Origin of the sequence: Bacillus sp. FSL W8-1127 (assembly GCF_038006725.1) — a bacterium.
GTDB classification, from domain to species: Bacteria; Bacillota; Bacilli; order Bacillales; family DSM-4216; genus Bacillus_O; species Bacillus_O smithii.
The window spans coordinates 42,146-55,768 of sequence record NZ_JBBOVU010000001.1 but is presented as its reverse complement, the minus strand read 5'-3'; the positions used below and the strand labels follow the sequence as shown (position 1 = coordinate 55,768).

Here is a 13,623-nt window from a genome sequence, read left to right as displayed (position 1 = left end):
GACCTCCCCGGGTAAGTACATGCACTTTCACACCATCTATCCGCCTCATTTACTCGATATGACCTTCGACAGAAAGAGCTTTGTTTTGTTATGCAAACTCACTCAATCATACCTAGCCTTATATGAGGTTCGTGTTCCTCGGACCGGTGTTTTGCCTCCAGCTTCCTTCAGATTCCGCGTCACCACGGACACCCTTGCTCTTGGCTAACCTCTACTTCTGTCTTCGGGGTTCGGGACTTACACCCTATAGTTCATGTACATGCCGGGCGCACATATAAAAAGCTGTAATGAAACTCCTTCATTACAGCTTAATCATCTAAATTCCAATGGTACGGCATTCCGGTCCTTAAAACTCCCCTCGTTTCTACACCGCCTAACCCTTTATTGCCAGTTAATGTATTCTTAAGGACATCTAACACATTAACCGATTGATGAAAAGGGGTGTAACTGATTTTAGCTACAATATAGACAGGATCCAAGGCATGAATGTTGACTCGAAACGGCGAACTGGCAAAATTGGCGCCGGCCCTAATTAATGATTCAAAATGGGATTGACAAGCACCCGCAAAAATAATTAACTGATCAAGACTCGGTATTTTTTTTCGAGCTTCCTTTACGGTTTGAACAAAATATTTGGAATTTCGATAAGCATTTAAATCCGATTTTTTCCCTTTTGACTTTGAATAGGAATCATGTCCCGTAATGACAAGAATCTCCGGCCGATGCCGTTCCAAAAGCTCCAACACTTTTACCGGCATATCTTTCTCACTGCAATGTACGCCTTTGACGGGAACTCCAAATTGACCATAGACAGCCAGACATTTTTTTAAAAAAGCCGGATCTCCGTCTAAATGCAACACTTTTCCAGGTAGCTGAAATATATTGGATCCTTCCTCGTTGTAGCCCCCTGTAACTTCATATTCTTGCCTTTCCTTCAGCAAATGGAGGTCTCGTTGAAAAAGCTCAAATGATTGTTTTTCCAGCGTTCTGATCTGGCGAGCCGCTTCCAGCTGTTCTTTTTGTTCGATGACGATCAAATCCTCAATCGGGGCGTCTGCCATTAATCGAAAATCCTCACCGTATAAAATCGCCATCTCTTTTCCGTTTATATTTGTGAAATCGATAACCCGAAACAACAAATCGCATTTGTAAGACTGCCGGCCGACCATATCATTGATTTTGATCCCCATAACCGTCATCTCCACAGGCAAAAATAAATATTTCCTTGCCAGCATATGCAATCGCGGAAGGAAGCGTGTATGAGGGGGACCGCCACAAAATTTGCCTCTTTTACAAGAGTTGGAAATCCAAATGATGAGTTCTCCTTGTTAAGAAAATAACGGATAAAGCAAATTGCTTAAACGAGCAAATTCTTGTATGGATAAAGATTCACCCCGGCGGGAAGGATCAATCTCCGCTTCAGCAAGAATGTTGAGAATTTGTTCTTTTTTTTCTTTGCCATTGGGCATTTGCGAAGTTAAGTTATTGATTAACGTTTTTCTTCTTTGCGCAAAAGCCGCTTTGACGAGAGAAAAGAAGAAAGATTCATTATCCACTTCCACGAGGGGCTTTGTTCGTCTTTTTAAATGAATGACAGCAGAGTCGACATTAGGCTGAGGGATAAAAACGGTTTTAGGTACGACAAACGCTGTCTTTGCTTCCGTATAATATTGTACGGCGATGGATAAAGAGCCGTACTCTTTCGTACCTGGTTGTGCCGAAAGCCGATCAGCGACTTCCTTTTGCATCATAACCACCAGCCCTCTAATCGGCAAACATTCTTCCAATAATTTCATAATAATTGGAGTGGTGACATAATAAGGGAGGTTAGCCACCACCATAATATCGGAATATCCGGAAAGCTCTTCTTTAATGACCTCTTTTACATTCGCTTTCAAAACGTCTTGGTGAATAATTTCTACGTTCTTATAGGGGGAAAGCGTGTCCTTCAAAATAGGCAATAGCCGCTTGTCAATTTCAAATGCCACCACTTTTCCCGCTTTTCGCGCCAAATGCTCGGTTAAAGCGCCAATACCCGGGCCGATTTCAATGGCAGCTGTTTCCTTCGTCAGACCGGCGGCTTCAGTGATCCGATTTAACACATTAGGATCGACGAGAAAGTTTTGCCCTAAACTCTTTTTGAACGCAAAGCCATATTTTTTTAAAATTTCTCTCGTTCTGGACGGTGTCGCAATATCTTTCATCGTTTTTCCTCCTGCAGCACTTCCTCCATGGCTTTCAAAAACTGTTCTCTTGTAATTTGAAACATCTTTAGCCTGTTATAAAGCTGTTTTCCGTTTGTGTAGCCTATTTTTAACTTAATCCCTAATTTTTCTCTTCTTTCTCTGGCATTTCCTCCACCGATTAATCCGGCAGTGATCAAATCTTCTTTCCTTATTTGCTCTTCTGCTTCTTTTTCCATCCATTGCGCTTCTTTTAGCGCTTCCCTGATACTTTCAGGACTGGCATGTTCGACTCCGATTCCTTTTCCATTCTTCGGCTTCGCTTCGTCCTTTGGCAAAAAAGCATGCTTGCAATTGGGAACCGCTTGAGAAATAATGTGCCTGATCCGCTCGCCGGGATAATCCGGGTCTGTAAAAACAATGACTCCTCTTTTTTCTTGTGCCAGTTTAATCTTTTCGATCGTCTCTTTCGAAACAGCAGATCCGTTTGTCTCAATTGTATCGGCGTCAACGGCACGCCGGATCGCCGTTGTATCATCTTTCCCCTCTACAACGATCACTTCTTTTATTTTCATGCATTTCCTCCATAAAAATGATTCTTATCCGCCCAATCCAAATGAGGCGGGCAAACCAATTTTTCAAAGCTGCGGAAATGAAAAATATTCTTAAAAAATCATCTCCGTCAGCCGCTTAAGTATTTTTATCATCCGATGAATACTTGTCTATTATATTTTATATAAATAGAAAAAGCGAGGTTCCCCTCGCTTCATCAAGAATCAATCGATAATCTGAATCTTGACTTGTTTCCGGCCCCATTGTGCTGCTGCGGATTGGGAAGGCATAAGAATGTCAATCCGGTTGCCTTTGATGGCTCCACCCGTATCCGCCGCAACGGCATAGCCGTATCCTTCCACATATACCCTAGATCCAAGGGGAATAAGCCCCGGATCGACAGCAATGATTCTCATATTAGGGCTGGAATGTATATTTATGCCTGTCGCTGTAATTCCTGAACAGCCGCTGCAATTGGAGGTATAGGCAGTGGCCGTTACCAAAAGCTCTCTTCCTCTAGTGCCAGCAGCCGACGCCGTTTCAGCTGCAAATTGACCATCTCTCTTTTTCGTGCCTTCCGCAATAATTTTATTTCGACCTTCCACTATCGTCCTTTGCTCTAAAAGTTTTTTAGAGATGAGCCGACCATTTTCATAGACAGACTCATATGTGTTTATCACTGTACCGTTTCGCCCTTCCTGAAGAACCTTTCTCTCTCCTTCCATAAGACTTGGGTCTTTTTGGATGGTGATAGCAAATGCTTTAGACTTTTCCACTACATCGGTGGTTTTTTTAACTCGAACGATTTTCACGGAGCTGTTTGAATGCAAGTAGTCGTCGAATCCAGGCTTTACCTTGTCCCATTTGCCAAAAGTGATCCCCTGTTGTTTTAAAAAATCACCGACAGTAGTCGAAGCAGTCCATACTGTTTTTTTCCTGTTTCCGTCCACTAACGTCACCGGAAACGCCTTATTGATTTTGACATTCATATGATTTTGAAGGGCTTGATTGAACGAAGGAGCCACTTTGTCGAATTGAGAAATGGACAAATGTTCTTCCTTCAGAAAGTCCTTCACCGTATCGGCAGTTGTCCAAACCGTCTTTTTCTTGCCTTCGATCGTAAGATGGATCTGCTTGGATGGCTTCCATTCAATATTCATTCCGTCTTTTATTTTGGTCTGTTTTGAAGGAACTAAATAATCTTTTGGTTTGACAGGCAGCTTGAGTTCTTTCACCACCTCTGCCACGGTGTCGGCCCTTGTTTCAATCGTTTTCTCCCGGTTGTTGATTTTGACCTCAACCGTTTTCTCTGTGCTTTCATAATAAGAATAAGCACTTGTAGATGATAGAAGAACAACTCCAGCTGCCAATAAAAAACTTTTTCTCGACTTAAACCTTGAACGATCCTGTTTAAATTCGTTTACTGTCATTCAAAATAGGCCCCCTTTGTCATCCTTTCCTCAAACAGAGAATCTATCGCTCTGTCCTCTCTCTTTTTCCAACTATTATGCATAGCTGGATAAAAAAATGATAGAAAGACTTATCGACAGGCTTAGTGTATGAATGAAAGGAGGCTTGTAGAACTTTCAAGAAAATCGAAAGTTGACAACAAATTGTAAAGCAATGCGACAAAATTTGCCGTCAGACAATGCCGAATAATTTTTGGGCATTTCCCGTCGTTTTCCGGGCTACCTCTTCATAAGGAATGCCCTTTAATTCGGCAATTTGCTCGGCAACGAGTTTTACGAGTGCAGGTTCATTTCGTTTGCCGCGGTAAGGATGCGGAGCTAAATACGGACAATCTGTTTCGATTAATAGTTTTTCTAAAGGAATTTCAGCAGCAACTTCCTTTGGCTTTTTCGCATTTTTAAATGTTACCGTACCGCCCAAAGAAATATAAAAATTCATATTGATACATTCTCGTGCTGTTTCAACGCTGCCGCTGAAGCAGTGCATAATTCCTCCTACTTCATGCGCTCCTTCTTCTTTCAAAATTTCTATAGTGTCTTGTGTCGCTTCTCGAGTATGGATAATAATCGGCAATTTTACTTTTTTGGCTAGTCGAATTTGTTTGCGAAACACTTCTTTTTGAACCTCTTTTGGGGACTTATCCCAATGATAATCCAACCCTATTTCTCCTATTGCTACTACTTTTGGATGAGAGGTCAATTTTTCAATCCACTCCAAATCAGCCTCTGTCATATCGATAGCATCCACCGGGTGCCACCCTATACTGGCGTATAGAAAATCGTATTGATCTACTAGTTTCATCGCTTTTTCAATCGTAGGCCGGTCAAAACCTACCACCACCATCTTTTCGACACCGGCTTCTTTTGCTCTGTCTATCACCTCGTCCAAATCATCGGAAAATTGTTCATCGTTCAAATGAACATGAGTATCAAACAACATCTTTTGCTCTCTCCTTTACTCTACGTTGTTTCCTTTCAAAAAAGACATGTCAAATAGATTACAATTTTCCCTTTACGCCAAAAATCCAGAACACGCCCATCATCATAGGTAGTTTTCCTCAAAATACAGAGGAAGATGTGTCTTCTGGTCCTTTGTCCATCCTTTCCTTTTCTTCCATCCATATGACAAAATGATGACAATAGCGGTTCATTTGTCATCATAATATCATGTATATTTTTCGATTCCTATTTTTTAAAGCATATACCTTTCAATCAAATTCCTTGATCAGCGGTTTAGCGGAAAAAGAAAAATAGCCAAAACGGAAGACTATACATACTGGACAGTTTTACTAATGAATGGATTTAACGTCTAAGAAAAAAGAAACATAGAAGTTTCCGTCGAATCTTGTTTCACGTGAAACATTCTATGTTTCTTAGTCTTATTATTTAACCTTTGCACCGTTTGGAAGATTTTCATCGACGCTCGCCAATGATAATACGCCGTCTTTTTCTCCGGCTAAAATCATTCCTTCTGATAATTCTCCTCTTAATTTAACTGGTTTTAAATTGACTACGCAAATCACTTTTTTACCGATCAACTCTTCCGGCTTATAATATGGAGCGATTCCTGAGATCACTTGGCGCTTATGGTCTCCTAAATCAAGGCGCAGTTTTAACAGCTTATCCGCTTTTTTAACCGGTTCAGCCTCAATGACTTGAGCGACTCTTAAATCAATTTTCATAAAATCATCAATTGAAATTTCTGCAGAAGAGTCATTTGTTTTTTCTTTTTTCACTTCAGCGGGTTGCGAACCGCCTTGCATTTTCGATTTAATAAATTTCACTTCTTCGTCAATATCCAGCCGCGGAAAAATCGGCTCTCCTTTTTCCACTACTTTTGTGCCATCTGGAATGACGCCGAATGTTTCTAAGCTTTCCCAAGATGTAAACTGTTCCGTAGAAAGGTTCAGCTGCTCAAAGATTTTTTTCGGAGCCGTTGTTAAAAATGGCTTAAGCAGAACAGCTACACGACGTAAAGATTCTGCCAAGTGAACCATGACACTGGCCAGCTCTTCGCGTTTATCTTCCTCTTTTGCCAAAATCCAAGGCTGAGTTTCATCAATAAACTTATTCGTTCGACTAATCAGCTGCCATACGACCGTCAATGCAACGGAAAATTCCATGTTTTCCATCGCTTCTTCGTATTTTTCTACCGTTTCCTTATTGGCTTCCAGCAACTGACGTTCATACTCGCTTTCGGATCCTTTATAAGCCGGAATCCGCCCATCAAAATATTTATTGATCATAGCAACTGTCCGATTGAGCAGGTTTCCGAGGTCATTTGCCAAATCATAGTTGATCCGTTCTATAAACCCTTCTGGTGTAAAGACGCCGTCTGATCCAAAAGGAACTTCGCGCAGCAAATAGTAGCGCAGCGCATCAAGTCCGTAACGGTCGATCAATGTTACCGGATCGACAACATTCCCTTTTGATTTAGACATTTTTCCATCTTTCATCAGCAGCCAGCCATGGGCAAATACTTTCTTCGGCAGCGGCAAATCCAGCGCCATTAGTATGATCGGCCAGTAAATAGTATGGAAGCGGACAATTTCTTTTCCGACTAGATGGACATCAGCAGGCCAATATTTTTTGAATTTTGATTCATTTTCGCTTCCGTATCCAATGGCGGTAATATAATTGGTCAAAGCATCAATCCAAACATAAATGACATGCTTTGGATCTCCCGGCACTTTAATCCCCCAATCAAAGGTAGTGCGGGAAACTGCTAGATCTTCCAATCCCGGCTTAATAAAGTTATTAATCATTTCATTTTTTCGGGATTCAGGCTGGATAAAATCAGGATTTTCTTCATAAAACTGCAACAAACGGTCGACATATTTGCTCATTTTGAAGAAATAGGATTCTTCTTTCACTTTTTCAACCGGCCGGCCGCAATCAGGGCATTTACCGTCTACAAGCTGTCTTTCAGTAAAGAAAGATTCACACGGTGTACAATACCAGCCTTCATATTGATCAAGATAAATATCGCCTTGATCTAATAATTTTTTAAATATCTTTTCAACCACTTTTTTATGGCGGTCTTGTGTCGTGCGAATAAAGTCATCATATGAAATGTCGAGTTTTCTCCATAATTCTTGGATGCCGGCAACGATTTCATCGACATATTGTTGAGGGGTAACCCCTTTTTCTTCCGCTTTTCTTTGAATTTTTTGCCCGTGTTCATCCGTCCCCGTTAAAAACATCACGTCATAGCCGCGCATCCTTTTGTAACGTGCCATCGCATCACCGGCTACCGTTGTATAAGCATGCCCAATATGTAAATTTCCGCTTGGGTAATAAATTGGCGTTGTCAAATAAAAAGTTTTTTTCATTCATATAACCCCCTTTAACAACATAAAATGTGCACCTTGCCATGAGAGAAGAGGTTGCCTCCTACCGATTGCATTCGAGATCGATAGGGCATCCTGCATAAAAAGCGGGGTCGTCCATCTCTCCCATCAAAATGCTTCATAATCAATCGTCACGATTTTTGCTTGCCGTACGCTGATCTCACAGAAGCTGAAAAAAACCGAAGCGGAAATTCCTAACACGGTAATAGCATCCGATCAGTCCATTTGCATGAAAAGACCATTTATGCTACATCATTTCCTCTTATAACATCAAAATATACATAATCTGATAAGCTTCTGCAAATAATCGAATCCTCTTTTTATTTTCTCGCATTCTTTCCTTAATGTAAATACAAAGGGACAAAAGTTTTCCATGATTTCGTCCCGAGATTTTAAAAATTCTTACTTAAAAACAGCATTTATCAAATCCCCTTTATTTACAAATGATAGTAGTTACTAGAAGTCTGACATTTATTAGAAAAATTTCATTTTTCTTGTTGACTACTTTTGGCAGCATTGGTATTATTAAAACATAAACAAAATTTGTCGAAATTTGACGAATCAGAGAGAAATATAGAGAACAAAAAATGAAATGAGAGGAGAATTGACAAATGAAATCAACTGGCATTGTTCGTAAAGTTGATGAACTAGGCCGCGTGGTTATTCCTATAGAGCTTCGTCGTACATTAGGCATTGCTGAAAAAGACGCTTTGGAAATTTATGTAGATGATGATAAGATTATTCTAAAAAAATATAAACCGAGCATGACCTGCCAAATCACTGGAGAAGTTTCTGATGACAACGTAAAATTGGCAGGCGGAAAATTAATTTTAAGCCGTGAAGGCGCCGAATTGTTGTTAAAAGAAATCGAAGAAGCTTTTCACCTGTCCGCAGCGAATAAATAATTTTTATTAGAAAATGCAAAGAGGCCGTATCGACACTGGATTATGCCGATACAGCCTCTTTTATTTTGCCTGATTCGCTTCCTATTTTTATGTATTATGATACATTTGGTATACTTCCCGCTTTGGCATATTTCTGTCTTTTGCCGTTTGTTTCACCGCTTCTTTTGCATCCATTTTCTTTGCGTCAATGTAAAAATTGACATGATCCACAATCGACAGCGACTCCCACCATTTTTCCCCTGTTTCAGCCTCTTGTTCTTTTGCCCCTTCTAAAATTAGACAAAATTCTCCCATGACTTTTTCGTTTTCTACCCAATTCAACGCTGCTTTTATGTCTCCGCGCAAAAATTCTTCAAATTTTTTGGTCAACTCTCTGCATAATGTAATGGGACGGTTGCCAAGAATATCAAGCATGTATTCCAACGTTTCTTTAAGACGATGTGGAGATTCATACAAAATAATCGTATCCGTGATATTTTTTAACCTGTTCAGCTCTTCTTTTTTTTCTTTTTTTTGCCGGCTCAGAAACCCAAAAAAATAAAACGGCTGTGTTGGAAGCCCTGAAGCAATTAATGCAGTAAGAGCAGCATTGGCGCCGGGCAGCGGCACAACAGGAATCTTTTCAGCAACGGCTGCTCTTACCAGTTCATACCCCGGATCGGATATCGTTGGCATACCGGCATCGCTCACTAATGCAACTTGCTCTCCTTGTTTTAACCGTTCTATGATTTGGCGTCCGCTCGCTTCTTTATTATGTTCGTGGTAGCTCATGAGAGGAGTGTGGATGTCATAATAATGACAAAGTTTTCTTGTATTCCTTGTATCTTCGGCAGCAATGACGCTGCTTTCTTTTAAAATGCGAAGCGCCCGAAACGTAATGTCTTCCAAATTGCCGATTGGCGTCGGCACTAAATAAAGAATTCCCCGATTCTCTTGTTCGACATAACTGCGTTGTTTACTGATCATCTCGATCACCTGCCAGCCCCAAAAACTTTTCCTTTTGTTTTCTCGTCAACTTCTTAAAACGATATTCCGCCCTCAACGCTTCTCCTTTTGTCTCAAAAGCTTCCGTATAAATAAGCTTAACCGGACCTTTGCTTCTCGTATATTTTGCCCCTTTTCCGTCGTTGTGCTGGCGAACTCTTCTTTGAACGTCCGTCGTATACCCGCCGTAAAACGAACCATCGCCGCATTTTAAAACGTAAAAATAATGTTCATTTGCTTTCTCCATATAAAATCTTCCTAACTTCTTCCGTATATTCATTATTTTCGTGATAAACCGTCAAAGGCGGCAAAATTTTCATTCCCGGTTTTCCGTCCTTAATCGCCTCAAGCAAAATGGTATTCGCATCTTTTCCCGGTTTAGGATAGACAAATTGCAATCGTTTCGGCTCCAATCGATACTTGCGCATAGCTGTCACCAAATCGAGCAGCCTTTCAGGCCGATGGACAAAAGCTGCTTTTCCGCCTTGTTTCAAAAGCTCGCTGCTCGCCTTCACACAGTCATCAAGCGTGCACATAATTTCATGGCGGGCAATGGCGAAATGTTCATTGAGGTTCGTTTCCCCAGAAGGAGGAGTTGAAAAATAAGGAGGATTGCAAGTGACAACATCATGTTTTTCATATCCAAGCACTCGAGGAGCATCTTTTAAATCGCCGTGCACCATTTGAATTTGATGTTCCAGGTGGTTGTATTCAATGCTTCGCACCGCCATGTCGTATAACTTTTCTTGAATTTCGACACCAACGATCGTTCCTTTCGTCCGCTTGCTTAACAACAGAGGAACAACTCCATTCCCCGAACATAAATCAACCAAACTTCCTTTTTGAATGGGAACGTATACGAAGCGGGCAAGCAACACAGCATCAAGGGAAAAGGCAAACACATTTGGACTCTGGATGATCCGCATATCCTCAGCAAGCAAAAAGTCCAAGCGTTCGTCCTCTTTTAACATCAATGAAAAACCTCCGCTTCCAAGTAGTATCTCAAATAAACTCATATTCCAAACCAGAAGGCCACACGATCATCTCCACAAAAAAAGAAAACAGCACCAATCGAATGCCGTTCTAATGTCTTATTTTATCGGGGGATGAAATCCAAATGGAAAGATCACTGACCGTTAAATTTTTGAGAGCATCGCTTATTTCAATTGTTAAAACTTATTAAATCAATGCTGCCATGCAAAGCTTAAATCGACATTCATCTTTGGAAAAATTCCTCAGAGGAAATTCGCTTCTTTATATATTGGCAGTCTGTCCCCATTATACTGGTTATAAAAGACAACGTACAACGAAAGCTTTGATTTATTTTTTATTCAAAAAGGATAAACAAAATAAACAATCTTCATTTTGACGAGGGCTTCCAAAGTGGACGTTGCAAATATGAAAACCTTCGTGATAAAGTCGGGCAAGGTTATCGTATCCTTCCCCGATATCCATTGTTTTGGGAGAAAAACGGCTGTTTTTTTCAGACGATGCGGTTTGTTCACCAGAGTTCTCCATTTGCTCCAGTCTCCGGCGCAAATGTTCATTTTCCAGTTTAAGGGAATTGTTTTCCTCCAATAACTCTGCCAGTTTTTGTTTCAATTCCCCCAGTTGTTGATACAAATTTCCGATTTGAATTTCCATATGGCTGACTGAATCAAAGAACTCTTTTTTATCCACTGGTTCCACCTCAATTACTCTGTGGCTTGCGATGAAAAGGCACCTTCATTAAAAATTTCTTCCAAAGTAAACTCCAACACCCGATCGTGTTCAGCCAGCTCTACTTGAAGCACCCGTTCCAAAATGTTTAGTCCCACTACTTTGCCGACTCCACGTGGCGTCTTAATGACTTCCCCCAAGTCAGGGAGTTCTTCTTTCGCCGTTTCGTACTCATCATTTTCATATTTTAGGCAGCACATCAACCGTCCGCACAAACCGGAAATTTTTGTTGGATTTAAAGAAAGATTTTGATCTTTTGCCATTTTAATGGACACCGGTTCAAAATCTCCTAAAAATGTGGAACAGCAAAGCATTCTTCCACACGGCCCGATCCCGCCCAACATCTTGGCCTCGTCCCGAACTCCAATTTGCCGAAGCTCGATTCTCGTCCGGAACACTGCCGCTAAATCTTTTACAAGTTCACGAAAGTCCACTCTGCCGTCAGCCGTAAAATAAAAAATCACTTTATTGCGGTCAAACGTATATTCTACATCGACCAGCTTCATTTCCAGCTGATGATCCATAATTTTTTCATTACAAATATGGTACGCTTCCTGGGCAGCTTTTTTATTTTCTTCCACAATATGATGATCTTTTTCATCCGCCGGCCGAATGACTTTTTTCAACGGCAGAACAACGTCATTTTCATCCACCGTTTTGCGGCCTACTACCACATGGCCATATTCGATCCCTCTAACCGTCTCTACAATAACCGGGTCTCCTTTTTCAATCGAAAAATCGCCCGGATCAAAATAATATATTTTGCCCGCTTTTTTAAATCGGACACCTACTACATCATACAAAGGTGAACCCTCCCTGTAATTTTAGCACAAGCTGTTCCATTAACAGCTGAGAATTCATATTGGCTTGCAGCTTGCGCTTCGCCTCAAAAATGGCTTCCATACATTCCGTAAGACGCTTGATCGATAGTTGAAGGGACCTGCTTTCAAAATGTGCACGTTGATCAGGATAGGCTAAATGGTCACTTTTGCCTATTTGGATGGATAATAAATCTCTATATATAAGGAGCAATAAATCCAAGGCTCTTTCTATCTGCTGCTTATCTTTAAAATGTTGATGAAACTCTTCTTGAAGTTTGATCATGGCTTCTAGAGGTTGTTTATTAAGCGCTTCATATAATTTTAACACTATTTTACGCGCTTGCGCAAACCACTCATCTGCGCTCAACTCCAGCGCATCTTGAAGGTTATTCGTAAGACGAGCGGCTAAAGCAGCCATATTGGCACCTACCTGCTCTTCCCTCAGACGAGTTTCAAGATAATCAATCGGCAATGGTTTAAACGTAATCGTTTGACAGCGGGATATAATGGTTGGAAGTACTCGATGATACTGTTCAGTCAACAAAATGGCAGTTGTTCCTGGATGAGGTTCTTCCAAAAATTTCAATAAACTGTTCGCGGCACTTGTCGTCATTCGATCTGCATGTTCGATTATATAAATCTTGCGTTTTGATTCTACCGCCGTTTTGGCAAATTCCCTTTGCAGTGCTTCAATTTGTTGTTTCTTAATCGATAAACTGTCCGTTTCTGTTTCAATCAAATGAAGATCAGGATGGTTGCCATTTTCAATTCTGCGGCAATTGCTGCATTGTCCGCAAGGCGTATAATCAGGAAGAGGCTGTTCACATAATAGGCTTTTGGCCAAAAATAGGGCAGCTTGTTTTTTGCCGGTCCCTTTTTCTCCTTCAAAAAGGTAAGCGTGGGCTATGCGTTCTTTTTTCAAACTATTGTGCAGCATATTGGCTGCCTGTGGCTGTATGTTTTTCCACTCATCCCAATTTTTCAACAACACTAATCCCTTCCTACGCATATAAATTGATAAGCAAGCCTTTAATTTCCCCTATTTTGCCCAAAATATCAATCGTCAACTTTTCTTTATTCACTAGATCCTCGGCCAATTCCACTAATTTTTCATCTATCGTCTTGACTACTTTCAGCTGCCTGCCTTCGCCGTATAAGTTCCAGGAATGGGAACTGCTCAACTCCATTCCATAATCGACTGTTTCCTTTATAAATTTTTTAATTAACGTTTTATATTTTACTAAATCTTGAAGATTTCTGGATTTAGCCAACCGTTCTCCAGCTTCATCAATATTGGCCATTAGCTGTTTGAGCTGCTCATCTTTTAATTTTTGATCATATTGTTGTACCAGATTTAAAAACTGGCCATGAACAGCTGGTGTTCTCTTTATGTCTCCTCGAAAATTTTCCGCTCCGATCCGAAGATCTTGATTTATTTTCATCCTGTACAACCTCCGTTCAAATTGATGAAACTCATCTGCCGAAAAGGATATAACAAGAAAGCGTCATTCATGAATGGCTTTTCCGATTTTCATCAGCTAAAGCAAGTTTCATCAAGAGGCCTCTTTAAAAAGCATTTTCTTTTATTATACCAAGATTGATCATGCTTGTAGAATAAACGAACAGAGAGAAAAGATACA

General features: G+C 40.6%; 14 protein-coding genes. 1 reads left to right on the top strand and 13 read right to left on the bottom strand.

The annotated features are described in order from the left end of the window. Positions 1 to 308: 308 nt before the first annotated feature. The 6 genes from yabG to metG form a co-directional block, all read right to left on the bottom strand. Positions 309 to 1,190 (bottom strand): sporulation peptidase YabG, encoded by an 882-nt coding sequence (gene yabG / locus NST12_RS00260; RefSeq protein WP_341027631.1) that lies wholly within the window; start codon positions 1,188 to 1,190, stop codon positions 309 to 311. Positions 1,191 to 1,328: 138 nt separating this feature from the next. Then, a complete protein-coding gene (gene rsmA, locus NST12_RS00255) occupies positions 1,329 to 2,204 on the bottom strand; it encodes a 16S rRNA (adenine(1518)-N(6)/adenine(1519)-N(6))-dimethyltransferase RsmA (RefSeq protein WP_003352322.1) in 876 nt (291 codons plus the stop codon). Further along, on the bottom strand, positions 2,201 to 2,758 hold the full coding sequence (gene rnmV, locus NST12_RS00250; protein WP_048622331.1) for a ribonuclease M5: 558 nt from the start codon (positions 2,756 to 2,758) through the stop codon (positions 2,201 to 2,203). The genes rsmA and rnmV overlap by 4 nt, the downstream gene beginning before the upstream one ends. A gap of 201 nt (positions 2,759 to 2,959) precedes the next feature. Then, the gene (locus NST12_RS00245) at positions 2,960 to 4,165 is read right to left on the bottom strand and encodes a ubiquitin-like domain-containing protein (protein ID WP_341027629.1); all 1,206 of its coding nucleotides are present in this window, start codon (positions 4,163 to 4,165) and stop codon (positions 2,960 to 2,962) included. A 211-nt stretch (positions 4,166 to 4,376) separates the two neighbouring features. Continuing rightward, positions 4,377 to 5,144 (bottom strand): TatD family hydrolase, encoded by a 768-nt coding sequence (locus NST12_RS00240; RefSeq protein ID WP_048622329.1) that lies wholly within the window; start codon positions 5,142 to 5,144, stop codon positions 4,377 to 4,379. A 442-nt stretch (positions 5,145 to 5,586) separates the two neighbouring features. After that, the gene (gene metG / locus NST12_RS00235; RefSeq protein ID WP_270584467.1) at positions 5,587 to 7,536 is read right to left on the bottom strand and encodes a methionine--tRNA ligase; all 1,950 of its coding nucleotides are present in this window, start codon (positions 7,534 to 7,536) and stop codon (positions 5,587 to 5,589) included. A gap of 629 nt (positions 7,537 to 8,165) precedes the next feature. Here metG and NST12_RS00230 point away from each other — a divergent pair. Continuing rightward, positions 8,166 to 8,459: an AbrB/MazE/SpoVT family DNA-binding domain-containing protein gene (locus NST12_RS00230; RefSeq protein ID WP_003352328.1), complete on the top strand. Its 294-nt coding sequence runs from the start codon at positions 8,166 to 8,168 to the stop codon at positions 8,457 to 8,459. An 87-nt stretch (positions 8,460 to 8,546) separates the two neighbouring features. Here NST12_RS00230 and rsmI read toward each other — a convergent pair whose 3' ends face one another. From rsmI to NST12_RS00195, 7 genes are all read right to left on the bottom strand, one after another. Beyond that, positions 8,547 to 9,425 (bottom strand): 16S rRNA (cytidine(1402)-2'-O)-methyltransferase, encoded by an 879-nt coding sequence (rsmI, locus tag NST12_RS00225; RefSeq protein ID WP_048622327.1) that lies wholly within the window; start codon positions 9,423 to 9,425, stop codon positions 8,547 to 8,549. Then, positions 9,415 to 9,690, bottom strand: a complete 276-nt coding sequence (locus tag NST12_RS00220) for a GIY-YIG nuclease family protein (RefSeq protein ID WP_270584452.1) — start codon at positions 9,688 to 9,690, stop codon at positions 9,415 to 9,417. Before NST12_RS00220 ends, rsmI begins: the two co-directional genes overlap by 11 nt. Then, entirely contained in the window at positions 9,674 to 10,414 is a 741-nt protein-coding gene (locus tag NST12_RS00215) for a tRNA1(Val) (adenine(37)-N6)-methyltransferase (RefSeq protein ID WP_327805823.1), read from the bottom strand. Before NST12_RS00215 ends, NST12_RS00220 begins: the two co-directional genes overlap by 17 nt. Positions 10,415 to 10,763: 349 nt before the next feature. Then, positions 10,764 to 11,123 carry a DNA replication initiation control protein YabA gene (gene yabA, locus NST12_RS00210; protein WP_003352334.1) on the bottom strand — a complete coding sequence of 120 codons (360 nt, stop codon included), beginning with the start codon at positions 11,121 to 11,123 and terminating at the stop codon, positions 10,764 to 10,766. 14 nt (positions 11,124 to 11,137) lie between these two features. Beyond that, positions 11,138 to 11,965: a PSP1 domain-containing protein gene (locus NST12_RS00205; RefSeq protein ID WP_003352335.1), complete on the bottom strand. Its 828-nt coding sequence runs from the start codon at positions 11,963 to 11,965 to the stop codon at positions 11,138 to 11,140. Continuing rightward, on the bottom strand, positions 11,958 to 12,971 hold the full coding sequence (gene holB / locus NST12_RS00200; RefSeq protein WP_445662315.1) for a DNA polymerase III subunit delta': 1,014 nt from the start codon (positions 12,969 to 12,971) through the stop codon (positions 11,958 to 11,960). Before holB ends, NST12_RS00205 begins: the two co-directional genes overlap by 8 nt. Positions 12,972 to 12,984: 13 nt before the next feature. Then, positions 12,985 to 13,425 (bottom strand): YaaR family protein, encoded by a 441-nt coding sequence (locus tag NST12_RS00195; RefSeq protein WP_048622323.1) that lies wholly within the window; start codon positions 13,423 to 13,425, stop codon positions 12,985 to 12,987. Between the last annotated feature and the right edge of the window lie 198 nt (positions 13,426 to 13,623).